General features: G+C 70.8%; 18 protein-coding genes and 2 pseudogenes. 9 read left to right on the top strand and 11 right to left on the bottom strand.

What is annotated here, in order from left to right:
• Positions 1-239 precede the first annotated feature (239 nt).
• The 3 genes from OG747_RS38505 to OG747_RS38495 all read left to right on the top strand — a co-directional run bounded on the left by OG747_RS38505 (position 240) and on the right by OG747_RS38495 (position 6,854).
• Positions 240-3,194, top strand: a complete 2,955-nt coding sequence (locus OG747_RS38505; protein ID WP_405883970.1) for a glycoside hydrolase family 48 protein — start codon at positions 240-242, stop codon at positions 3,192-3,194.
• 237 nt (positions 3,195-3,431) lie between these two features.
• Positions 3,432-6,092, top strand: a complete 2,661-nt coding sequence (locus tag OG747_RS38500) for a cellulose binding domain-containing protein (RefSeq protein WP_405883969.1) — start codon at positions 3,432-3,434, stop codon at positions 6,090-6,092.
• Positions 6,093-6,284: 192 nt separating this feature from the next.
• Entirely contained in the window at positions 6,285-6,854 is a 570-nt protein-coding gene (locus OG747_RS38495) for a hypothetical protein (protein WP_405883968.1), read from the top strand.
• A 67-nt stretch (positions 6,855-6,921) separates the two neighbouring features.
• Here OG747_RS38495 and OG747_RS38490 read toward each other — a convergent pair.
• Positions 6,922-8,348 (bottom strand): annotated as a pseudogene (locus OG747_RS38490) (hypothetical protein).
• A gap of 98 nt (positions 8,349-8,446) precedes the next feature.
• Positions 8,447-9,391 carry a helix-turn-helix transcriptional regulator gene (locus tag OG747_RS38485; RefSeq protein ID WP_405883967.1) on the bottom strand — a complete coding sequence of 315 codons (945 nt, stop codon included), beginning with the start codon at positions 9,389-9,391 and terminating at the stop codon, positions 8,447-8,449.
• Positions 9,392-9,431: 40 nt separating this feature from the next.
• Between OG747_RS38485 and OG747_RS38480 the strand changes: the two genes are divergently transcribed.
• Together OG747_RS38480 and OG747_RS38475 are read left to right on the top strand one after the other, a co-directional pair.
• Positions 9,432-9,929: a hypothetical protein gene (locus OG747_RS38480; RefSeq protein WP_405883966.1), complete on the top strand. Its 498-nt coding sequence runs from the start codon at positions 9,432-9,434 to the stop codon at positions 9,927-9,929.
• On the top strand, positions 9,926-10,396 hold the full coding sequence (locus tag OG747_RS38475; protein ID WP_405883965.1) for a hypothetical protein: 471 nt from the start codon (positions 9,926-9,928) through the stop codon (positions 10,394-10,396). Before OG747_RS38480 ends, OG747_RS38475 begins: the two co-directional genes overlap by 4 nt.
• Here OG747_RS38475 and OG747_RS38470 read toward each other — a convergent pair.
• Positions 10,365-11,123, bottom strand: coding sequence for a class I SAM-dependent methyltransferase (locus OG747_RS38470; RefSeq protein ID WP_405883964.1), 759 nt, complete (start codon positions 11,121-11,123; stop codon positions 10,365-10,367). The genes OG747_RS38475 and OG747_RS38470 overlap by 32 nt on opposite strands.
• A gap of 5 nt (positions 11,124-11,128) precedes the next feature.
• Positions 11,129-11,434 (bottom strand): 4a-hydroxytetrahydrobiopterin dehydratase, encoded by a 306-nt coding sequence (locus OG747_RS38465; RefSeq protein WP_405883963.1) that lies wholly within the window; start codon positions 11,432-11,434, stop codon positions 11,129-11,131.
• A 155-nt stretch (positions 11,435-11,589) separates the two neighbouring features.
• Between OG747_RS38465 and OG747_RS38460 the strand changes: the two genes are divergently transcribed.
• Positions 11,590-12,429 (top strand): helix-turn-helix domain-containing protein, encoded by an 840-nt coding sequence (locus tag OG747_RS38460; RefSeq protein ID WP_405883962.1) that lies wholly within the window; start codon positions 11,590-11,592, stop codon positions 12,427-12,429.
• 54 nt (positions 12,430-12,483) lie between these two features.
• Positions 12,484-13,350 (top strand): helix-turn-helix domain-containing protein, encoded by an 867-nt coding sequence (locus OG747_RS38455; RefSeq protein WP_405883961.1) that lies wholly within the window; start codon positions 12,484-12,486, stop codon positions 13,348-13,350.
• A gap of 41 nt (positions 13,351-13,391) precedes the next feature.
• Here the strand turns inward: OG747_RS38455 and dnaK are convergent, their stop codons facing one another.
• The 5 genes and pseudogenes from dnaK to OG747_RS38430 all read right to left on the bottom strand — a co-directional run bounded on the left by dnaK (position 13,392) and on the right by OG747_RS38430 (position 19,186).
• Entirely contained in the window at positions 13,392-15,269 is a 1,878-nt protein-coding gene (dnaK, locus tag OG747_RS38450; RefSeq protein WP_405883960.1) for a molecular chaperone DnaK, read from the bottom strand.
• 200 nt (positions 15,270-15,469) lie between these two features.
• On the bottom strand, positions 15,470-15,895 hold the full coding sequence (locus OG747_RS38445; protein ID WP_405883959.1) for an OsmC family protein: 426 nt from the start codon (positions 15,893-15,895) through the stop codon (positions 15,470-15,472).
• A gap of 107 nt (positions 15,896-16,002) precedes the next feature.
• A pseudogene (locus tag OG747_RS38440) lies at positions 16,003-16,185 on the bottom strand (hypothetical protein); the annotation flags it as partial.
• 236 nt (positions 16,186-16,421) lie between these two features.
• Positions 16,422-18,572, bottom strand: coding sequence for a phage holin family protein (locus OG747_RS38435; RefSeq protein ID WP_405883958.1), 2,151 nt, complete (start codon positions 18,570-18,572; stop codon positions 16,422-16,424).
• Positions 18,573-18,712: 140 nt separating this feature from the next.
• Positions 18,713-19,186 (bottom strand): hypothetical protein, encoded by a 474-nt coding sequence (locus tag OG747_RS38430; RefSeq protein ID WP_405883957.1) that lies wholly within the window; start codon positions 19,184-19,186, stop codon positions 18,713-18,715.
• Positions 19,187-19,270: 84 nt separating this feature from the next.
• Here OG747_RS38430 and OG747_RS38425 point away from each other — a divergent pair, with 84 nt between their 5' ends.
• Together OG747_RS38425 and OG747_RS38420 are read left to right on the top strand one after the other, a co-directional pair.
• Positions 19,271-20,044 carry an MBL fold metallo-hydrolase gene (locus OG747_RS38425; RefSeq protein ID WP_405883956.1) on the top strand — a complete coding sequence of 258 codons (774 nt, stop codon included), beginning with the start codon at positions 19,271-19,273 and terminating at the stop codon, positions 20,042-20,044.
• Between the two features lie 68 nt (positions 20,045-20,112).
• Positions 20,113-20,733 carry a DedA family protein gene (locus OG747_RS38420; protein WP_405885920.1) on the top strand — a complete coding sequence of 207 codons (621 nt, stop codon included), beginning with the start codon at positions 20,113-20,115 and terminating at the stop codon, positions 20,731-20,733.
• 447 nt (positions 20,734-21,180) lie between these two features.
• Here OG747_RS38420 and OG747_RS38415 read toward each other — a convergent pair whose 3' ends face one another.
• Together OG747_RS38415 and OG747_RS38410 are read right to left on the bottom strand one after the other, a co-directional pair.
• Positions 21,181-22,428 carry an aminotransferase class I/II-fold pyridoxal phosphate-dependent enzyme gene (locus OG747_RS38415; RefSeq protein WP_405883955.1) on the bottom strand — a complete coding sequence of 416 codons (1,248 nt, stop codon included), beginning with the start codon at positions 22,426-22,428 and terminating at the stop codon, positions 21,181-21,183.
• A 94-nt stretch (positions 22,429-22,522) separates the two neighbouring features.
• Positions 22,523-23,542 carry a hypothetical protein gene (locus tag OG747_RS38410; RefSeq protein WP_405883954.1) on the bottom strand — a complete coding sequence of 340 codons (1,020 nt, stop codon included), beginning with the start codon at positions 23,540-23,542 and terminating at the stop codon, positions 22,523-22,525.
• Between the last annotated feature and the right edge of the window lie 93 nt (positions 23,543-23,635).

The raw sequence follows: 23,635 nt of genomic DNA, 5'->3' as shown, positions 1-23,635 counted from the left end.
CGGGCGCGTCGTGACGGACGCGTCGACTGATGGAATCGCTCCCACTGGTGCGGACGAAGTTAGCGCCATGTGTCGGTAAAGGACAGAGGCGTCGCACTGTTGATCAATCGAACAATTTCGACTCTTCAAGCACCTTGACCCCTTCGACCCCCCTCCTCAAGATGGGAGCGCTCCCACTGGTTCACAGCTTGTTGCTGCTCCGCCCCCACCTTCTCCGAGCCGCAAGGAGGAACCAGCACATGCACCCCAGTTCCAGAAGGAGACGCCGCGCACCTTTGTCCGGATCGCCTCCGGGGCGCCCCCGGCTGTGGACCGCCGTGGTGGCGGCCCTCGCGCTTCCGCTGGCGACGCTCACCACTCTCACGACCGGCTCAACTGCCGCCCATGCGGCCGGAGTTCAGTGCAGTGTCGACTACAAGACCAACGACTGGGGCTCCGGCTTCACCGCGGACCTGACCCTCACCAACCGGGGCACGGACCCGATCGACGGCTGGACCCTGACGTACGACTACACGGGCAACCAGACGCTGACCAACGGCTGGAACGGCACCTGGTCGCAGTCCGGCAGGACGGTCACCGCGAAGAACGCCTCCTGGAACGGGACGATCGCCGCCGGGGCCGCGGTCTCCGCCGGCGCGCAGTTCACCTACAGCGGCACCAACACGGCGCCCGCCTCCTTCGCCATCAACGGCACCACCTGCACCGGCGCCCATCAGCCGCCGGTCACCGTGCTGACCAGCCCGGCCGCGGGCGCGGTCTACACACAGGGCGACGCGATCCCGCTGGCCGCGACCGCGGCGGCCGCCGACAACGCGACGATCAGCAAGGTCGAGTTCTACGACGACACGACCCTGCTGGGCACGGACACCAGCTCCCCGTACACACTGTCGACCACCAGCTTGACCGTGGGCAGTCATTCGCTGGCGGCCAAGGCGTACGACAGCCTGGGCGCGTCCGCGACGTCCACACCGGTCGGCATCACGGTCGCCTCGGGTCCCGCCGTGGTGGCCTCGCCGACCCAACTCGGCGTGCAGCAGGGGAAGACGGGCACGTTCGCCGTTCAACTTTCGAAACTGCCGACCGCGAACGTGACGGTGACGGCCGCCCGTACGGACGGCAATACGGGCCTGTCCGTCACCGGCGGCTCCTCGCTCACCTTCACCCCGTCCAACTGGAACACGGCGCAGAACGTGACCATCACCGCCGACGCCTCCGGCACCGGCGCCGCGACCTTCACGGCCTCGGCGACCGGGTACACCAAGGCGACGGTCACGGTGACGGAACTGGCTGCGGCGAAGGCGTACGACGCCCGTTTCCTGGACCTCTACGGCAAGATCACCAACCCTGCGAACGGCTACTTCTCTCCCGAGGGCATCCCCTACCACTCGGTGGAGACGCTGATCGTCGAGGCGCCGGACCAGGGCCATGAGACGACATCGGAGGCGTACAGCTATCTGATCTGGCTGCAGGCGATGTACGGAAAGGTCACCGGCGACTGGTCCAAGTTCAACGCCGCGTGGACGACCATGGAGACGTACATGATCCCCACGCACGCCGACCAGCCGACCAACTCCTTCTACAACGCCTCGAAGCCCGCGACCTACGCGCCGGAGCTGGACACTCCGAACGAGTACCCGGCGAAGCTCGACACCGGTGTCTCCGTCGGCTCGGACCCGATCGCGAGCGAGCTGAAGAGCGCGTACGGCACGGACGACGTGTACGGCATGCACTGGCTGCAGGACGTGGACAACGTCTACGGCTACGGCAACGAGCCCGGCAAGTGCGAGAGCGGACCGACCGCAACCGGTCCCTCCTACATCAACACCTTCCAGCGCGGTGCGCAGGAGTCGGTGTGGGAGACGGTGCCACAGCCGACCTGCGACGCCTTCAAGTACGGCTCGACCAACGGGTACCTGGACCTCTTCACCGGGGACTCCTCGTACGCCAAGCAGTGGAAGTACACCGACGCGCCGGACGCCGACGCGCGCGCCGTGCAGGCCGCGTACTGGGCCGACGTGTGGGCCAAGGCGCAGGGCAAGGGCAGTGATGTGTCCACGACGGTCGGCAAGGCGGCGAAGATGGGCGACTATCTGCGCTACGCCATGTACGACAAGTACTTCAAGAAGATCGGCAACTGCGTCGGACCGTCGACCTGCGCGGCCGGCACCGGCAAGGACGCCTCGCACTACCTGCTCTCCTGGTACTACGCCTGGGGCGGCGCCACCGACACCTCGGCCGGCTGGGCCTGGCGCATCGGCTCCAGCCATGTCCACGGCGGCTACCAGAACCCCCTGGCCGCGTACGCGCTCAGCTCGTACGCGGACCTGAAGCCCAAGTCGTCCACCGGGGCGGCGGATTGGGGCACCTCCCTCACCCGGCAGCTGGAGTTCTACCGCTGGCTGCAGTCCAACGAGGGCGCCATCGCGGGCGGCGCGACCAACAGCTGGGCGGGCCGTTACGCGACCCCGCCGGCCGGGACGCCGACCTTCTACGGCATGTACTACGACCAGCAGCCGGTGTACCACGACCCGCCGTCCAACCAGTGGTTCGGCTTCCAGGCCTGGTCCATGGAGCGGGTCGCCGAGTACTACCAGCAGACGGGGAACGCGAGCGCGAAGGCGATCCTCGACAAGTGGGTCTCCTGGGCGCTGTCCAAGACCACGATCAACCCGGACGGCACCTACCAGATCCCCTCCACGCTCCAGTGGTCCGGCGCGCCCGACACCTGGAACGCCTCAAGTCCCGGCGCCAACAGCGGACTTCACGTGACCGTCGCCGATTACACCAACGACGTCGGTGTGGCGGCCGCGTACGCCAAGACCCTGTCGTACTACGCCGCCAAGTCCGGCAACGCCCAGGCGAAGACGACGGCGAAGGCCCTCCTCGACGGCATGTGGAACAACTACCAGGACAGCCTGGGCATCGCCGTCCCGGAGACCCGCGCCGACTACAACCGCTTCGACGACACGGTCTACGTCCCGAGCGGCTGGAGCGGCAAGATGCCGAACGGCGACACGATCAACTCCTCCTCGACCTTCACCTCGCTCCGGTCCTTCTACAAGAACGACCCGAACTTTTCGAAGATCGAGGCCTATCTGGCGGGCGGAGCCGCGCCCTCCTTCACGTACCACCGGTTCTGGGCCCAGGCGGACATCGCCCTGGCCATGGGCTCGTACGCGGAGCTTCTCGAATAGCCCCCGCCAAGCGCTCCGCGGGATGGGCGGTACTTGAGCTGCGGGCCCGTTGTGGCTGGTCGCGCAGTTCCCCGCGCCCCTGAAGGGGCACGGTAGCTCGCCGCGCTCCACCGGAACCGCTTGAAAGCTCCGCGTGCGCGGTCTCGTCACCTGACGACGAGGCCACCTGGCCGGGCGGCCCCCACCCGCACTGGGGGCCGCCCGGTCGTCATGCCCTCCTTCAGAGAGGACCCCACCATGCGAAGAACCCGCATCCTCACGGCCGTGCTGGCACTGGCCGCCGGCCTGCTGGCGGGCAGTCCGTCCGCCCTCGCCGCGAGCACCCCGACAACGACGCTCGCCGCCGACACGTACACCTGGAAGAACGCCCGGATCGACGGCGGCGGCTTCGTCCCCGGCATCGTCTTCAACCGCTCCGAGAAGAACCTCGCCTACGCCCGCACCGACATCGGCGGCGCCTACCGCTGGCAGGAGTCCACGAAGACCTGGACCCCGCTCACGGACTCGATCGGCTGGGACCAGTGGGGACACGCCGGCGTGGTCAGCCTCGCGTCCGACTCCGTCGACCCGAACAAGGTGTACGCGGCGGTCGGCACGTACACGAACAGCTGGGACCCCGGCAACGGCGCCGTGCTGCGCTCCGCCGACCGGGGCGCGAGCTGGCAGAAGACCGACCTGCCCTTCAAGCTGGGCGGGAACATGCCCGGCCGGGGCATGGGTGAGCGCCTGGCGATCGACCCCGACAAGAACAGCGTGCTGTACCTCGGCGCACCGAGCGGCAAGGGCCTGTGGCGGTCCACGGACTCGGGCGTCACCTGGTCACAGGTCACCAACTTCCCGAACGTCGGCAACTACGTGCAGGACGCGACCGACACCAGCGGCTACGCCTCCGACAACCAGGGCATCGTCTGGGTCACCTTCGACGAGTCGACGGGGACGTCCGGGAGCGCGACGCAGACGGTCTACGTCGGAGTCGCCGACAAGGACAACGCGGTCTACCGTTCCATCGACGGGGGCGCGTCCTGGTCCCGGCTCGCCGGGCAGCCCACCGGCTACCTCGCCCACAAGGGCGTCCTCGACGCCACGAACGGCTATCTCTACCTCGCCTACAGCGACAAGGGCGGCCCGTACGACGGCGGCAAGGGCCAGCTGTGGCGGTACGCGACCAAGACCGGGACGTGGACGAACATCAGCCCGGTCGCGGAGGCCGACACCTACTACGGCTTCAGCGGACTGACCGTCGACCGGCAGCATCCCGGCACGGTGATGACAACGGCGTACAGCTCCTGGTGGCCGGACACGCAGATCTTCCGCTCCACGGACAGCGGCGGCACCTGGACGAAGGCCTGGGACTACACCTCGTACCCGAACCGCTCGAACCGCTACACGATGGACGTGTCGTCCGTCCCCTGGCTGACCTTCGGCGCAAACCCCTCACCGCCCGAACAGACCCCCAAGCTGGGCTGGATGACCGAGGGACTGGAGATCGACCCGTTCAACTCCGCCCGGATGATGTACGGAACAGGCGCGACGATCTACGGCACCGAGAACCTCACCAACTGGGACAGCGGAAGCCAGTTCACGATTCTGCCGATGATCCAGGGCCTGGAGGAGACGGCGGTCAACGACCTCGCCTCTCCCCCGTCCGGAGCATCTCTTCTCAGCGCGCTCGGTGACATCGGCGGCTTCCGGCACACGGACCTCACCAAGGTCCCGTCGATGATGTACACCTCGCCCACCTTCACCACGACGACGAGCCTGGACTACGCCGAGACCAACCCGAACACGGTGGTGCGGGTCGGCAACCTCGACTCGGGTCCGCATGTCGCCTTCTCCACGGACAACGGCGCCAACTGGTTCGCGGGCACCGACCCTTCGGGCGTGAGCGGCGGCGGCACGGTCGCGGCGGCGTCCGACGGCAGCCGCTTCGTGTGGAGCCCGGCGGGCACCGGCGTGCAGTACACGAGCGGATTCGGTACGTCGTGGTCGGCGGCCGGCGGTATCCCCTCCGGCGCGATCGTCGAGTCGGACCGGGTCGACCCGAAGACCTTCTACGGCTTCAAGTCGGGGAAGTTCTACGTGAGCTCGGACGGCGGCGCCACCTTCACCGCCTCCGCCGCCACCGGTCTGCCGAGCGGTGACAGCGTGCGCTTCAAGGCGCTGCCCGGCACGAAGGGCGATGTGTGGCTGGCGGGCGGCGCGAGTGACGGCGCGTACGGGCTGTGGCACTCGACGGACGGCGGTGCGAGCTTCACCAAGCTGTCGAACGTCGACCAGGCCGACACCATCGGCTTCGGCAAGGCGGCGACCGGCGCCTCGTACCAGACGCTCTACACCAGCGCGAAGATCGGCGGGGTGCGCGGCATCTTCCGCTCGACGGACAAGGGCGCGAGCTGGACCCGCATCAACGACGACGCCCATCAGTGGGGTTGGACCGGCGGCGCCATCACCGGTGACCCGCGGATCTACGGGCGCGTGTACGTCGCGACCAACGGCCGCGGGATCGTCTACGGCGACAGCTCGGACACCGGGGGTGGGGGCGGGGGCGGCGGTACGGATCCGACGCCCCCGCCGACGGGCGCCTGCGCCGCGACGTACAAGATCACCAACCAGTGGTCGGGCGGCTTCCAGGCGGACGTGGCGCTCACGAACACCGGTGCCGCCGCCTGGAGCGGCTGGCAGCTCGGCTGGACCTTCCCGGACGGCCAGACGATCACACAGTCCTGGAACGCCGACTCCACACAGTCGGGCACCGACGCCACGGCGAAGAACGTCGGCTGGAACGCCAACGTGGCGGCCGGTTCGTCGGTGAGCTTCGGCTTCACCGGCAGCTGGACCGGGGCGAACACGAAACCGACGTCCTTCAAGCTGGGCGATCAGACCTGCGCGGCGAGCTGACCTCCCCCCGCTCCCCCTCAGGGGCGCGTACCCATGGGCACGCGCCCCTCGCGATGTACACGAAGGTCCGGTTCAGCGGCATTTACCCCGCCCACCATGATCACAACTTCATCACCACCCCCACCCCCCACTCACACTTTCTTCACACCTCCTTATACGGTCACCCCACCTCGAAACATCCCTGGGGGGACTATGTCGTACAACCAGCCTCCGCCACCGCCCGGATACGGCCCGCCGCCTGTGCCGCCCACGCCTGCCCCGCAGCCGGCCAGGCCGCGGTGGGCACGGAAGCGCTACGTGCTCGGCGCGATCGGTTTCGCCTTCTGTCTCGGCATCGGCGCCGGCGGAAGCGACAGCGGCGGCGACAGCACCAGTCAGGCCAGCCACACCACGAAGGCCGCGGCCGGCACGGTGCGGCCCACTCCCACCGTCACCGTCACCGCGACGGCCACCGCGAAGCCGAAGCCGGCGCCGACGGTCACCGCGACGAAGACGGTCAAGGTCAAGGTGACCGTCACGGCGAAAGCCGCCTCGGGCAGTGGCTCCAGCAGCAGCGGTGGTGGTGGTGGTGGTGGTGGTGGTGGTGGTGGTGGCAGCGGGGACAGCGTCGGCACCTGCTCGATCACCTCCAACTCCGGTAACTGCTATTCGGCGGGCCAGTACTGCCGGAACAGCGACCACGGCGCCAGTACGACCACCGCGGGCGGCAGCAGGATCACGTGCGTGTACCGCTCCAACGCGTGGCGCTGGTCCTACAGCTGACAGCGAAGCCGCGCCTGCGAACGGCCCACCCGCACTTCGGCTTGTTCCGGGACGGGATCTGCCCTGTTCAGGGGGTGTAGACCGTGGGGCGCGGCGCCGTCGGCATCCCGTCGCCGATGAAGAAGCTCGGGTGCGGGGGCTGGTTGTAGGCGGTGTTCTGCCAGGCCAGGGCCGTGCGGTACTGGGTGTCGTGGAGGAGGGTGGTGATCCTCGTGGTCGTCTCGTACGGGGTGGAGTAGATCCTGAGGGCCGTGTTGTCGGTCGTCGGCCAGACGGCCTCCTCACGCCAGTCGCCGAGGATGTCGCCGGACAGTGACGGGGTCGCCTTGGTGCTGTTGTCGGAGTGAACGCCCGCCCCGGTCAGCAGGCGGGTGTCGGACGAGGTGCCGTACTTGTCGATGTGGGTGTCGTCGAGGAGTTCGCGGACGGGGTCGCCGTCCCACCAGGACAGGAAGTTGATGCTGCCCGGCTTGCGGGCCGCCACCACCGTGCCCTGCGGGTTGCGGACGCCGTCGGCGTGCGAGGACCAGGACTCGGCGCCCGCGCTGCCCGCCCAGATGTCACCGGAATCGCCTCGGCCGTTGTCGCCGTTGGCCGCCGTGGACCAGAGGATCGCGCCCGTCTTGGCGTCCGCCATCCAGGACGCCGGTTTCGAGGAGTCCTCGTCGACCTTGAACTCCTCCAGGCCGGGGCGGGAAGGGTCGAGGTCGCCGACGTGCATGGCGTCCCCGTGCCCGTTCTTGGTGTCCACAGGCCGTTGCCGTTGTCGTCCACGGCCATCGAGCCGTACACGATCTCGTCCTTGCCGTCCCCGTCGTAGTCGTACACCTGGAACTGCGTGTAGTGCGCGCCCGAGCGGATGTTCCTGCCCAGGTCGATGCGCCACAGGCGGGTGCCGTCGAGCTTGACGCCGTCGATGACGGTGTTGCCGGTGTAGCCGGACTGGGAGTTGTCCTTGGCGTTGGTGGGCTGCCACTTGAGGACGAAGTCGAGCCGGCCGTCCCCGTCGAGGTCGCCGACGGAGGCGTCGTTGGCCTCGTAGGTGTAGGCGATTCCGTCGGGAGTGGTGCCGCCCGCGGGCGGGGTGATGGGCACGTCCTTGTATCCGGTGCGGAACTGGACGGCGTGGACGGAGTCGGCCTGCTCGACGCCGTCCACGATCGCGCGGACCGTGTAGTCGGTCTGGGCGGGCGCGCCCGAGTGGAAGTAGTTCGTGGAGCCGGTGATCGGCGTCGAGTTGACCAACATACCGGCCCGGTAGACGTTGAACGACACGTCGTTCGGGTCGGTGCCGAGCCAGCGCCAGCTGACCAGGTTGCCGCTGTCGGTATGGACACTGACGACGCCCCGGTCGAGGGACTCCACCTGACGGGCCGTGGCCGCATGGGCCGTTCCGGTGCCGAGGGCGGTGAGCCCGGCGGCGATCAGGGCGGCCGTGGCCACCAGGGCCGAGCCGATGGCGCGTCTGCGGTGCCGCCTGTGCGGGTGCTGCACGATGGTTGCCTCCTGGGAGGACAGACTGCTTCTGTTCCATCAGTTGCCGCCGCGCGCAAGGAAGTTGTTGCCTCTCGGCAAGCATTCGCAAGCGCTCTCTACGCGTACAGGCGGGCCAGTGCCGCCACCGTGCGCGCGATACGGTCCCGGAGCTCGGCGGGCTCCAGCACCTCGATCGCCGCGCCCAGGCGCAGGAACTCGTCGTGAGCCTGGTCGACGGACTCGATGGGGACGATGGCCCGGGTCCAACCGTCCAGTTCCGTATGGCCGTTGGACTCCATGGCCTGGGCCGCCGGGCCGGTGAGAAGAGTTCCCGGTGCCACCCGTATCACGGCCTCGGCGCGGTGCAGACGGTCGTGGAAGTCCCGTTGGTACGCCGCCCAGTACACGGCCAGGTCGAACGTCTCCGGTCGGCTGAACTCCTCACCAGGGGTGGTGAGTTCGAGGATCTGGTCGACGCGGAACGTGCGCGGTCCGGGGCCCGCGACGACATACCAGCGGCCCGCCTTCAGAACCAGACCGTACGGCTCCAGGCGGCGCCGCACATCGGTGGGCTCGCGCCAGCGGCGGTACAGGACGTGCAGCACCCGGGCGTTCCAGACGGCGTCGGCGACGGCGGGGAGGTACGGGGTGTCGTCGGCGTCCGCGTACCAGCCGGGGGCGTCCAGGTGGAAGCGGCCGCTGATCCGGTCGGCGTGCTCGCGCAGCTCGCGCGGGAGGGCGGCGCGCACCTTCAGCTGCGCGGCGGCCAGGACCGGGCCTAGGCCCAGCTCGGCGGCGGGGCCGGGGACACCGGCGAGGAAAAGGGCCTCGGCCTCCCCCTCCGTGAAGCCGGTGAGACGGGTGCGGTAGCCGTCGAGGAGGCGGTAGCCGCCGGCGTGCCCCGCGTCGCCGTACAGCGGGACGCCCGCCGCGCTCAGTGCCTCGACGTCCCGGTAGACCGTGCGCACCGAGACGTCGAGCTCCTGGGCGAGGTCGGCGGCGGTCATCCGGCCGCGGGTCTGGAGCAACAGGAGGATCGAGACAAGTCGGCTGGACTTCACTGACACAGGATGTCAGTGAAGGCGGCCTAGCGTGCCGGTCATGGCTTCCAGGACCTTCCCGAGTTTCAGGGAGAAACTGCTGACCGTGCCGCCGCCCATCGAGGTGGCGGGGCGGCGGATCAAGCGCTACCACGTCACCGCGGACCCGGCGGGTATCGCGCCCGACGTCGAGGAGGCGGCGTACGCGATGCTGCCGAAGCTGTTGCCGGAGCCCGACGGCACGCCGCCCGCGACCTTCGTCGTACTGCACCGGGGCGGCGACGACGGCGCCTACCTCAACGCGTACAGCTGGGTGTGGGACAACGTCCTGCACTTCCGGGGCGCGTCGGCGGGCCAGCCGGCCCTGGGCTGCCCGGACCGGGACCCGACGCATTTCATCACACCCGACCTCCCCTGGATCGGCTGCGTCTGGGAGCTGCCGCCGATCCTGCACGAACGCGACGCCTGGGTGCGGCATCTGCTCGCGCCCGAAGTCCCCGACCTCGACGCCTACCTTGCCGACTCCCTCCCCGAGGGCACGACTGGAGACCGCTCATGAGCAGCCCGCACGACTTCGACTTCTTCCACGGCGAGTGGGACGTCCACAACAGGCGTCTGACCGACTTCCTCGACGCCGGCAGCGGCTGGGAGGAGTTCCCGGCCACGCACCGCTGCTGGAGCCTGTTCGACGGGGCCGCCAACATCGACGAGATGGCGGTGCCGAGTCAGGGGTGGAAGGGCCTCACCCTGCGCCTCTTCGACCCCACGGCGCGGGTGTGGTCGCTGAACTGGTCGTCGAGCCGCAGCGGAAAGCTGTTCCCGCCGGTGGTGGGGCGGTTCGGGCCCGACGGGCGCGGAGAGTTCCACGGCGACGACACCCACGACGGGAAGGACGTGCGGGTGCGGTTCCTGTGGTCGGGAGTCTCCGCGAACACGGCCCGCTGGGAGCAGGCCTTCTCCGTGGACGGGGAGAAGACATGGGTGACCAACTGGGTCATGGAGTTCGCGCGGCGGGGATCTTCCTGAACGCGCGGAGGGTGAACTGCGGGTCGGGGCGCGGGGTTTCCTGATCGGGCAGCGCTTCGAGCAGCGTGGTGAAGCGCTCGGTCAGCGGGTCGTCGGGGGCGAGGCTGGTGAACCAGCCTCGGCGCAGGTCCGCCACGGTGCTGCGCGGGCTGCGGCCCTGGCCGTGGCCCTGGAAGCGGGCCTGCCCGGCCGGGGTGAGGCCGTGCTCGACGGCGTACGCCTCGACGCGCTCGGCGCGGTCCTGGGCGGGGCGGCGCGGGCGCGGGGCGAGTACGGCGTCGATGTCGCTGCCCACGTCGTGCGCGGCGGCCTTGTCGACGGTGGTGACGTACACCCCGCCCGGTCGCAGTATCCGCGTGCACTCGGCGACGATGGCGCGGACGTCCTCGGCGCCGTCGACCAGATGGAGCAGCCAGACGGTGGTGACGGCGTCGAACGAGGCGTCGGGGAAGGGCAGTCGGCGGCTGTCGGCGCGGATCACCGCGCCCGGGAGCCGTGCCGCCGCCATCCGGGCCATGCCCTGCGCGGCGTCCGCGCCCGTCACCCGGAGTGTCGGGCGGGCTGCGGCGAGGCGGCGCGTGACGATTCCGGTGCCGCAGGCGATGTCGAGCAGGGCCTGTATGTCGTCGGGAACGAGTCCGAGTACGGCGTCCGCGGCAGCGGCCGCTCTGGGCTCACCGCCCCTGCTGGCGTCGTATGCGTCGGCTTCCTTGTCGTAGTCCAGCATGTGGATCAGTGTGCGCCATGTCCCGGAGCGAGTGCCTCCACCCTGCGGGCGAGCTTGAGGTCGAGCTCGGTGACGGCGCCGCCGACGCTGTGGGTGTTCACGGTGAGGGAGATCGTGTTGTAGCCGAGGGTGAGGTCGGAGTGGTGGTCGAGCTCCTCCTGTACCTGGGCGATGTGTACGACCATCGCGGTCGCGGCGAAGTGGGAGGGGAGGCGATAGGAGCGGGCGAGGTGGTCGCCGTCCAGCGACCAGCCGGGCAGCTCCGCGAGCCGCTCCTCGATCTCCTTCTGCGACAGCGGTTCGACGGGCATGACCTCGCTCCTTTCGTACGACGGGGGTGCCGCGTGGGCTGTTCTTCACCCTGCCACAGTCCCCGGACCCAGGCCCTTCGGCACCACCGGAGCTTTTCGCGGCAGACGCCCGTTCCCCGGTCGTTGACGTACGACTCCTCGGCTACGGTCGGCGTATGACCATTGTCGCGACCGGTCCCACCAGTCCCCCAACCGCCCCTGTCGGCAAGGGTGTCGGCCCGCTGCTGCGCGGCTGGCGGGAACAGCGTCGGGTCAGCCAGCTGGAGCTGGCACTGCGGGCCGACTCCTCGGCCCGGCACATCAGCTTCATCGAGACCGGGCGTTCCCGGCCGAGCGAGGAGATGGTGCTGCGGCTGGCCGAACACCTCGACGTCCCGGTACGGGAACGCAACGCGCTGCTCCTGGCCGCCGGCTACGCGCCCCACTACCCGGAGACCCCCCTCGACGACCCTTCGATGGACGCCCTGCGCCAGGGCGTGGAGCGGCTGATCCAGGGCTACGAGCCCTACCCGGCGCTGGTGGTCGACGCCACGTACACCGTGCTCGCCGCCAATCGGGGCATCACCATGCTTCTGGAGGACGTTCCCGAGTCGCTGCTCACGCCGCCGCTGAACGCGATGCGGCTGACCCTCCACCCGCAGGGCCTGGCACCTCGGATCCGCAACCACCGCGAGTGGCGCGCCCACCTGCTCGCGCAGATGGAACGGCAGATCGCCCTGGCCCGCTCCGAGCCGCTGCGCGCACTGTACGAGGAGGTGGCGGGCTACCCGGTTCCGGAACAGGGACAGGGACAGGGACAGGGAGAAGGCGTCGAGCCTGTCCCTTATTTCGCGCTGCCCCTGCAGATCGAGCACGGCGGGCGCGTGCTGTCCTTCATCTCCTCCATCTCCACCTTCAACACCCCCATGGACGTCACGGTCGCCGAGCTGGCCATCGAGACCTTTCTTCCCGCGGACCCGGCGACGGTCAAATACCTTCAGTCACAGGTGTCTTGACGGCGCGTCGCCGATCCGTTTGAGTGGTGGCTTCGGCGCTTGGGGAGGCGTGGCGTGAGCGAGCGGCGGGCTGCGCCCACCGTGGGGCAAGTGGTGCTCGGACGGCGGCTGCAGGAATTGCGGGAGGCCACCGGGCTGAAGCGGGAAGAGGCCGCGCGTGTGCTGCGCGTCGCCCCCGCGACCGTACGGCGGATGGAGATGGCCGAGGTCGCCCTCAAGATCCCGTACCTCCAGGTGCTGCTGACGACGTACGGCGTGGCCGACCACGAGGTCGCCGCCTTCGTCGCGCTCGCCGAGGAGGCGAACCAGCCGGGCTGGTGGCAGCGGTTCCACGATGTACTGCCGGACTGGTTCAGCATGCACGTCAGCCTGGAGGGCGCCGCCCGTCTGATCCGGTCGTACGAGCCGCACTTCGTGCCCGGGCTGCTGCAGACCGAGGAGTACGCGCGCGCCGTGCTGGAGGCCGGGACCGTCGGGCAGACGGGGCCCGAGGCCATCGAGCGGCACGTGACGCTGCGCATGACCCGGCAGAAGCTGCTGCTCGGGCGCGAGCACCGGCCGCACCTCTGGGTGATCATGGACGAGACCGTGCTGCGCCGCCCGGTGAGCATGCGCGGCGAGGTCATGCGGGACCAGATCGACCGGCTGCTGCGGGAGATGGAGAGCGACGACATCTCCGTCCAGGTCGCCGAGTACGCGAGCGGCCCGCACCCGGGGACGTACACCTCCTTCGCCCTGTTCCGCTTCGCCGAGCCGGAACTGCCCGACATGGTCTACAGCGAGTACCTGACCGGTGCCCTCTACCTCGACTCGCGCCGCGAGGTGGCCATGCACCTGGAGGTCCTGGACCACATGTCGGCGCAGGCCGCCTCCGTGCCCCGTACCAAGGAGATCCTGCGGGAGATACGGGACTCCTACTGAGGTCTCCTACCGAGGTCTCCTGCGCCGTGCTCTGAGGGTTCCTACGCCGCGCCGCCCCTCGCCTCCCCGTCCTCGTCCACGATCTCGGCGTCCACCACGCCCTCCTCCTCGGCCGCGGCGTGCTCGGCGGCCGGTTCCTCCCGGGGTGTCTGCCCGGGTGTCTGCTGGGCCTGGGCGTACATGGCCTGGCCCATCTTCTGGCTCACCGAGGCCAGTTTCTCGACGCCGGTGCGCAGGGTCGTGGTGTCGGTGGCGGAGTCCTCCAGGAGGCGCTTGAGGTCGGCGACGGCGGACTCGACCTCCGGTTTCGTCTCGGCCGGGACGCGCTCGTCGTTCTCGCGGAGGAACTTCTCGGTCTGGTAGACGAGTTGTTCGGCCTGGTTGCGGGTCTCGGCGGCCTCGCGGCGCGCGCGGTCCTCCTCGGCGTACTGCTCGGCCTCGCGCATCATGCGGTCGATGTCGTTCTTGGGAAGCGCGGAGCCGCCGGTGACGGTCATCTTCTGCTCGCGGCCGGTGGCGAGGTCCTTCGCGGAGACGTGCATGATCCCGTTGGCGTCGATGTCGAAGGCGACCTCGATCTGCGGCACCCCGCGCGGCGCGGGCGGCAGCCCGGTGAGGTCGAAGACGCCGAGCTTCTTGTTGTACGCGGCGATCTCACGCTCGCCCTGGTAGACCTGGATGCCGACCGACGGCTGGTTGTCGGTGGCCGTGGTGAAGATCTCCGAACGGCGGGTCGGGATCGTGGTGTTGCGCTCGATCAGCTTGGTCATGATGCCGCCCTTGGTCTCGATGCCGAGGGACAGCGGGGTGACGTCGAGGAGCAGGACGTCCTTCACGTCCCCCCGGATGACGCCCGCCTGAAGGGCCGCTCCGAGTGCCACGACCTCGTCGGGGTTGACGCCCTTGTGCGGGTCCTTTCCGGTGAGTTCCCTGACCAGCTCCGTGACGGCGGGCATACGGGTCGAGCCGCCGACGAGGATGACGTGGTCGATCGCGGCGACCTTGACGCCCGCGTCCTTGACCGCCTGGTGGAAGGGGGTCTTGCAGCGGTCGAGGAGGTCGGCGGTCAGCTCCTGGAACTGGGCGCGGGTGAGTTTCTCCTCGAGGTGCAGGGGGCCGTCGGCGGTGGCGGTGATGTAGGGCAGGTTGACGATGGTCTCGGAGGCGCTGGACAGTTCGATCTTGGCCTTCTCGGCGCCCTCTCGCAGCCGTTGCTGCGCCATCTTGTCGCGGCCGAGGTCGATGCCGTGCGAGGCCTTGAAGCGCCCGGCGAGGTGTTCGACGATCCGTTGGTCCCAGTCGTCGCCGCCGAGGTGGGTGTCGCCGTTGGTGGCCTTGACCTCGATGACGCCGTCGCCGATCTCCAGGAGCGAGACGTCGAAGGTGCCGCCGCCGAGGTCGAAGACCAGGACGGTCTGCTCCTCGCCCCGGTCGAGGCCGTAGGCGAGGGCGGCGGCCGTCGGCTCGTTGATGATCCGCAGTACCTTCAGGCCCGCGATCTCGCCGGCCTCCTTGGTGGCCTGGCGCTGGGCGTCATCGAAATAGGCGGGCACGGTGATCACGGCGTCCGTGACGTCCTCGCCGAGGTAGGCCTCCGCGTCCCGCTTCAGCTTCTGCAGGACGCGCGCCGACAGCTCCTGGGCGCGGTAGCGGGTGCCGTCGACGGAGCCCTGCTCCGGGAAGCGCCAGCTCGCGTCACCCATGTGGCGCTTGACCGAGCGCGCGGTCCGCTCCACGTTCGTCACGGCCTGGCGTTTGGCGACCTCGCCGACGAGCACCTCGCCGTTCTTGGCGAAGGCCACCACGGAGGGGGTGGTGCGCGCGCCCTCCGCGTTGGTGACGACGGTGGGGTCGCCGCCTTCGAGGAGGGCCACCACCGAGTTCGTCGTACCGAGGTCGATCCCGACCGCACGTGCCATGTCCGTCCCCTTCCGCCAGGGCGCTGCCCACCTTCAAGCACAAAACTTGGGTGCGTACTTGTCAATGGGGCGGGCTTGTCAATGGGGCGGGCTTGTCTATGTGACGGCCTTGTGTATGGGACGGGCGTGCCGGGGCGGCCCGGACATGACAGCGCCGCGGGCCCTGCGCGGGGACCGCGGCGCCGCTCCGCTGCCGGGCGTCAGGCCAGCTTGGCCGACAGGGTGATCGTCGTGCCGGTCAGCGCGGCGCTGACCGGGCAGTTCTTCTTCGCGTCCTCGGCCGCTGCGACGAAGCCGTCGTTGTCGAGGCCCGGCACCGTGCCCTCGACGGTCAGGTGGATGCCGGTGATGCCCTCGCCCGGCTGGAAGGTGACGTCGGCGTTGGTGACGAGCTTGGTGGGCGGGGTGCCCGCGCCCGCGAGGGCGTGCGACAGCGCCATGGAGAAGCAGCTGGAGTGGGCCGCGGCGATCAGCTCCTCGGGGCTGGTCTTGCCGTTGGCGTCCTGCGCCCGCGACGCCCACGTCACCGGCTGCTGGCCGATGCCGGAGGAGTCGAAGGTGACGACGCCGTTGCCCTCGAGCAGGTTGCCTTCCCACACGGTGTGTGCGGTGCGCGTGGTTGCCACGATGAATCCCTTCGATGAGGTCCCGTTTTCGGGTCCGTACGCCTCATCCGATCACACCCGCGCGCGACTCACGCAGAATGACAGCTCTTCGCCGCCGCGAAGGCAGTTCAGCGCACCCGGAAGACCGGTCCGCGCGCCGTGAACGGAAGCCGCGCACCCTGCGGAATCAGATACGCGTGCTCGCGCCGCACCCGCAGTACGTCGCACCAGCCGTCCGTGATGACCAGCACCGGCGCGCCCGGCGGGAAGTCGTCCGCGCGGTGCAGCAGGTCGACGCCGGGCTGTGGGGCAGCGATCCCAGGGTGTGCCCGACCCGAAAGAGCCGGGCACAGTCCAGACGCCGGCACCGCGTCACCGCCAGTGACGCCGCACACGGGCTCCACCCAAGGATCGGCCCGGACTCGTCCGCGCTCGCCATCGCTTCCACCCCTCGGGGCCACGCGACAACCCAGGATCCTCAAGAGTTCCAGAGACGCTCCGCCGACCGCAGCCCCTTTCCCGGCGCCCGCACCCGTGGACCAGCCGCTCAGGCGGCGCGCTCGTCCGAGCGTGCCGCCAGCGGCACCTGAGGCCCGTCGCACTCGCGCAGCCACCGCCGCAGTATGTGGTGCACCTGTTCGGCGCCCACGAGATCCGTGTCGTCCTCGACCGGTAGGGACAGGGCCACTGGTGACAGCAGGAAGGGCCGTGCCTGGGCGCCGCCGAGTCCGCCGTGCGAGCCGATCTGCTCCTCGAAGGCGAGGACTTCGCCCTCCTTCGGGTCGTACCAGGAGTTGACCATGATGTCGGCGACGTGCGGGAAGGAGTGGGAGCGGCGTATGGCGTCCGCGGCGCCGGGGCCGAAGCCGGCGAGCGGGCCCGGGTGTGCGTCGTCGAGCTTGTCGACCGGCACCTCCGCGCCGTTCGCGCCCAGCACGAGTCCGCCGTACTTCTCGCTGCGGACGAGCACGAAGCCGACGCCGGGGTGGTTGGCGAGGGTGGACAGCAGCGCGGGGTGGCGGCGGTCGATCTCCTCTCGGCTCATCCGGTGCGGAACGTCAGGGAAGGAGACCAGGCCGAGGTTGCCGGAGGCCAGCACGATGGGCTCGGAGCGGCGCGAGGGGCCGTGCCGCTCGCCGCGCTCCTCGACGGGCCTGCGCAGCGCGGCCCGCACCGCCGCCCGCGCCTCGTTGCCGCTGTGGGTGCTCCCCCCGTGCTCAATGCCTGGGGGTACCCCAAGTGCCTTGCGCGGCGCGGGCAGTTCGCAGCCGGCCCGGACCAGATTGCCGAGGCTGAGGCCGTAGCGGGTCAGGAAGGTCTCACCGGGGCTCTGGCCGTGGTCCGACAGGACGACGATCCGGTACTGCCTCGGGGCGTGCTCGGCGACCTTGGCGATCAGGGCCAGGGACCGGTCGAGGCGCTCCAGGACCTTCTCGGCGTCCCGGCTGCGCGGCCCGGAGTGGTGCGCCACCTCGTCGTACGCCACCAGGTCCGCGTAGACCGCGTTGCGTCCGGCGAGCATGTCGCCGATCACCGCGGCGACGACGACGTCCCGCTCGACGACGGTCGCGAAGGCACGGACCAAGGGGTACAGTCCGCCGCGCTTGACCCGTGGCCGGCGCTTCTTCAGCCGGGCCGAGGTCGACTGGCCGATCTCCCGGAGAACCTCGGCGACGAAGGACATGGCCGTACGGACGGCGTTGGCGGGGTCGCTGAAGTACGCGAAGTAGCCCGAGCGGGAGCGGTTCTCCCTGCCCCTTCTCGCGGCCATGGACAGCACGAGGGCCAACTGGTCGGCGCCGCCGCTGAAGAGGTTGCCGCGGCTGGCGCCGTCGACGGTGAGAAGTCCCCCGTCCCCGGTGTACTCGATGGCCCGGCGCTGGAGTTCGGCGGCGCTGGAGGGCCGGTTGCACACCATGACCTCGTGCGTTTCCTTCTCGTACCAGCGGAAGGCCGGGACGTCGTGGTTGCTGCCGTGCAGGATGCCGAGCTGGCTGGCGCCGGTCTGGCTGGACCAGTCGGTGCGCCAGGGGGTGAGCCGGTGAGTGGGGAGGCCGCTCCTCGTGGTGTTGCCGGTCTTGGTGGGGCTGCCGCTGTTGGTGGGGTTGCCGAGCCACTGCGCGACGGTGGGCATGAGCCCCTTGCCGACCGCCTCCTCCAGCACCTCGTGGCCCACGCCGTCGAGCTGGAGGAAGACGGCGCCGGGGGTCGAGGGCCCGGCCTGTCCGTCGGCGCGTCTGCGGCGCCGGTCGGCGAGCCGGTAGAGCCTGCGCCGGTAGGCGTCGTCGTCCCGGACGGCGAGGGCACCCCCGGTGGCCGAGGCGACCGCGGACATCACGGCGGCGACGACCACGGCGGTCTCGGGCGCCGCCTCTCCCTGCCCGGAGGGGTTGATGCGCAGGGCGATCAGCAGCAAGGACCCGTTCAGGAAGAAGACGAGCAGACCGAGCACGAGGGCGGGCACCAGAAGCAGCGCCCGTACAAGGAGCGGCCACACGAGCGACGACAGCAGACCGAAGACGGCGGCGCCGACCCCTGCGGTGACGGCGATCTGCGTGGCGCTGTCACCGTTGTCGGACTTCAGCTGGAAGTCGGGCAGCACACCGGCGAGGACGAGCATCGTGATGGTGGACACGGCCCACACCGCGATGCTCCGCCACACTCCGCTGAGGACCCGCCGCCAACGCCCGCCACCCACGCCCTGTCCACCTCACGTCCCGGCCCCCCCGGTGTGCGAGGCCTGCTCCCACCCTGTCACAACGGGCGGCAGCCCCGGGTGTCCCCGTGTTCTCGATCAGATTCCGCGGTAATCACCGTTCAAGCGGCGGGCATCACCGTTCAACGGCCGTCGTAACCCGCGGTCGGCATCGACAGGCGGCGGTGCACCCGGGCCTTCATCTGGGCGTCGTACGACGGTTCCGCGCACCCGACCGTCTCGATCCGTACGCCGCGGCGGGCGCACTCGGCGGCGAACTCGTCGACGGAGGCGAGGGCGCGCTCCAGGACGCGGCGGCTCGGCGCGACGAACAGGTCGACCAGGCCGGCCTCGACATCGGCCCACAGGGTGCGGTGGTCGGGGCGCAGACCGCGGACGAGGAGCTCGCGGGTGACGACGTACCCGCGCTCGGCGGCCCAGCGGGCGCACATCGCGTACTGGCTGCGGGAGTCGACGAGGAAGGGGTCCGCGTCGAGCTCCTCCAGGGGCGTCAGGCTCGCGATGGCCGTGACGCGGACCGATGGGGCTCCCGCCTGTTCGAGCGAAGCCGAGAACGTGGCGGACGGCACGGCGGAGGCGCTGCGTGCGTTTCCCATGGCGTCCCCCTCACCTCCGGGTTTCGCCGCCGACCCTACTCCTGCACGTAGGCTCGGGGGGAGTCGCGCGAAGGAGGCAAAGAAGTGCCGGTGGAGATCACCTGGTGGGGGCACGCCACTTGCACGCTGGAGGACTCCGGTACGCGCGTCCTCACTGATCCGCTCTTCGCGCGCCGGCTCGCGCATCTGCGGCGCAGGCGCGGGGCGCCGCCCCCTCCCGAGGCGGTTGTCGCGGACGTGGCGCTGGTCTCGCATCTGCACGCCGACCATCTGCATCTGCCCTCGCTGCAGCGGCTCGCGCCGGGCACGCTGCTGCTGGTGCCCAAGGGGGCGTCGCGTGTGCTGCCCGCGCTGCGCAGGCTGGCGCATCTGCGGCTCGTCGAGGTGGCGCCCGGGGACCGGACGCGCGTCGGTGACCTGGTGGTACGTACGGTGTCGGCACGGCACGACGGGCGGCGGCTGCCGGTCGGACCGCACCGCTCGCCCGCGCTGGGCTTCGTGGTCGAGGGCGAGGCGCGGACGTATTTCGCCGGGGACACCGGGCTGTTCGAGTCGATGGCCGAGGAGGTCGGACCGGTCGACGTGGCGCTACTGCCGGTCGGCGGCTGGGGGCCGTTCCTCGGGGAGGGGCACCTGGACGCGGGGCGGGCCGCCGAGGCGCTGGCCCAGCTGATGCCGGGGAGCGCGGTACCGGTGCACTACGGCACGTACTGGCCGATCGGGATGGACGGCGTGCGCCCCCATGAATTCCATGCGCCGGGTGATGAGTTCGTGCGCCTTGCCGCCGAGCGTGCGCCCCAGGTGGCGGTGCACCGGCTCGAGCACGGTGAGAGCGTACGCCCGGAGGTCGTGCGGTGACGCCCCTGACCGCCGCGGGCGCGACCCCGGCGATATTCCTGACCGCCAAGAGCACCGCCCCGGCGGTGTTGCTGTCCGCCACGGGCGCGGCCGTGTCGCCGGAGACCACACAGCAGGCGATCGGCTATCCATCGCTGTTCGTACTGGTGCTGATCGGCGCACTGGTGCCGGTGGTACCGACGGGGGCACTGGTCAGTTCGGCGGCCGTGGTGGCCTTTCACCAGACGGCGCCGTTCGCGCTGCTGCTGGTCTTCGTGGTGGCCTCGCTCGCCGCGTTCCTCGGCGACGTGGCGCTCTACTGGCTCGGCCGGCGTGGCATGGGGTCCAAGAACGGCTCGCGCTGGCTGGAGGCGATCCGCGTGCGCGCCCCGGAGGACCGGCTCGCCCAGGCCCAGGAGAAGCTGAACGACCACGGCGTCACCGTCCTCGTCCTGTCCCGCCTGGTCCCGGCGGGCCGCATCCCGGTGATGCTCGCCTGCCTGCTGGCGAAGGTGCCCCTGCGTACTTTCGCCCGCGGCGACATCCCCGCCTGCCTGGCCTGGGCGGCCACCTATCAGGTCATCGGCATCCTCGGCGGCTCCCTCTTCGACGAGCCGTGGGAAGGGGTGGTGGCGGCGGTACTCCTGACGGTGGCGATCAGCCTGACACCGGGAGTGTGGCGCAGGGCACGCAGAACGGCGCCGCGTTAGAAGCGCGGGTGACTGCGCCCCCATAGGGGTGCTGGACTGTGACATTGTGCGGCTCCGCCGCGCGGGCGCGAGCAACCACAGACCCCCGCAGCCACCCCACCGCCCCGACACCGCACTCACCCCAGAACCCGAGAACCCCCCACCGCCAGATCCCACAGATCCCCCCGCACCAAGCCCGCCCGCTCCCAAGCGACCTTCACCCGGGTCAACGGCTCCAACACCGGCTCCGCAGACAGCGCGAACGTCCCCCAGTGCCGAGCGGACGGGGCTCGACGAGAGGGCGAAGAGGAACGACCGATGAGCAATGCCCCACCGTCGGGGCCGTGAAGGAAGCCGGCTCATCGGCGTCCCGCGTGGTCGTAGACGTAGACGTGGACGTGGCCGTGGACTGGGTCGTGGAAGCGGACGTAGACGGGCTCGTGCTCGTGGTCGACTGGGACTGCTGCGTCATCGAGGAGGCTCCCTTCGCTGAGCGTCGTCACGGAGATCGTCGAACGCCGACCCCAACAGGGTCAACGCGCGTTGAACCTGTGGCAGTTCCAGCGGTGAGGGTGAACCGAGGCATTCCGCCCGCTCCTGGTCGGTGGCGCCGAGCAGCGGTCCCGTACCCAGCCGGACCCGCAGCGCCCCGAGGTCGTCCCCGAAACGGTGGCCGCCCGGCGCGGGCATGCCGAGCCGGACGGTCAGGAAGTCCTCCAGTTCCTGTGCGTCCCCGACGCCGAGCGCGGTCAGCGCGGAGCGCAACGGGCCGAGATCCACGTAGAGATGTCTCCCCGCCTGCGGCGGCCGTGCGAGGGCACCCGAACCGACCACCGCGCGGTGCGCGGCGAGAGCCACGCGCGCGTGCAGGCGTACGGCGGCCGTCAGGCGCTCGGTGACCGCGTCCGGCTCGCCGAGCGCGTACGCGGCCGCCGCGGCGACCGGCACGGCGACCCGGGCGCCGAGCACGGTGAGCACGTCGAGGACGCGGGCGCGCAGCCGCAGACCCCCGTCGGTCTCCGGGAAGCGGGCCACGGCGGCCGGCCAGCCCTGCGGCAGAAAGGCGCCCGCGAGGTCCGTGAGGACGGTGACCTCGCCGGGGAGCATCTCGGCCGGGCTGAGCAGCACGGTGTCGTGCGGTCGGTGCAGGGTGTCGCGCCAGGTCTCGTCGCTGACCACGTGCAGCCCCTCGCCCACCGCGGCCTCCACGGTCTCGTGCACCACCTCGGGCGGCGCGACGGTGGCGGTGGGGTCGTCGGCGACGGAGAGCACGAGCAGCCGTGGGTCGCCGCCTTCGGCACGGACTCGGCGGACGGTCTCCAGGAGGGCGTACGGGTCCGGGAGGCCGCCGCACTCCGCGGGCGTCGCCACGTGGAACACGGACCGGCCGAGCAGGCGGACCTGCGGTGCCCACCAGGCGGCACACGGGCGCGGTACCAGGACGTCGCCGCCGAGTGCGCCGGTCAGCGCGAGAAGCAGGGCGGGGGCACCGGGGGCGGCGGCCACCCGTTCACGGTCGGCGGCCAGGCCACGGCGGGTCCAGTAGTCGCAGGCGGCGTCGAGGAGCGCGGGGCCGCCGCCGGAGAGCTCCGTGTCGGCGCGGTCGGCGGCGTCGGCGAGCACGGCGCGCAGTTCCGGCAGCACCGGGAGGCCCTGATCGGGGAGCGGCGGGCCGTAGCGGACCGGACCGTGCCCCTCCGGAACCGTCCGCCGCATCCGTGCCTCCGCGCAGTCCGTGATGCCGTGCCCTGTCGTTACCCACGCTCCCGCCCCGCCATGGGCGCCCGATCGGGTCGCGCCCGTCCCAGCGTCAGCCGCCGGGAGAGGAGCCCTTGTGGCGCAGCCGGTGGACGGCCGCGCCCAGTGCGCCCGCGATCAGGACGCCTCCGGCGGCCAGGGCCGGGACGGAATCGGTGAAGGTGCCACCCTCACCGGCTTGCACCCCGCGCCCGACACCGGCGGGGGGCTCCATGGTGTCGCGAGCCGCGCCGGTGTCACGACCGGTGTCGCCCTCCGCGTCACGCCCGGTGCCGCTCCCCGTGTCACGCCCGGTGCCGCTCCCCGTGTCACGCCCGGTGCCGCTCCCCGTGTCACGCCCGGTGCCGCTCCCCGTGTCACGCCCGGTGCCGCTCCCCGTGTCACGCCCGGTGCCGCTCCCCGTGTCACGACCCGTTCCGCTCCCCGTGTCACGGCCCGTGTCACGACCAATGCCACCCCCCGTGTCACGACCCGTGTCGCCCCCTGCGTCACGCCCCGTACCACCCTCCGCGTCAGGACCCGTGCCGGTGCCGCGGGCCACGGTGTACGAGGCCTTCCACGGCCGCTCCCGGTCGCCCGGCGCGACGGGACACACGCCGTCGACACCCCACTTGCCGTCGCGGCCCCCGGTGTCGGATCCGCCGTCGAAGTGCTCACCGGTCCCACCGACTCCGCCAGTCCCACCGAGCCCATCCACCCCGCTCTTCCCGCCGAGCCCACCCACCCCGCCAATTCCCCCGTTCCCGCTGCCCCCGCCGTTCCCGCCGTTCCCGCCGGACGGGATACGGGCCGTACCGCGGTAGGAGGCGGCGCCCGTCGCGTTCCCGTCGTTGCCGGGGACGCGGCGCAGTTGGACCTTGCCCTCCTCGAAGCCCTGCGAGTGGGCGTCGATGGACTCGGGCGGGGCGCCACCGATCGCGTCACAGGTGACGGAGACGGTGACGAGCCCTCCGGGTGCCACGGAGAGCGGGGCGACCTCCGCGCCCGGATCCGCGGACGCGGCCGAGGCGGCCGCGCCCAGGGCGGCACAGGCCAGGGCGGTGGCGGACAGGGCACGGGCGGTACGGCGCATGGGTCGGGCTCCTTCAGAAAGGCACTGTCTGAAGGGGGCACGGCCGTCGCGCCCCCCGGCCCATCACAGCCCGCCCGGCCGCCGGGCGCGCGC

Source organism: Streptomyces sp. NBC_01384 (assembly GCF_045040035.1).
In the GTDB taxonomy this organism is placed as follows: Bacteria; Actinomycetota; Actinomycetes; order Streptomycetales; family Streptomycetaceae; genus Streptomyces.
The sequence above is the reverse complement of the archived record's forward strand: the minus strand, read 5'-3'. Positions and strand labels throughout refer to the sequence as shown.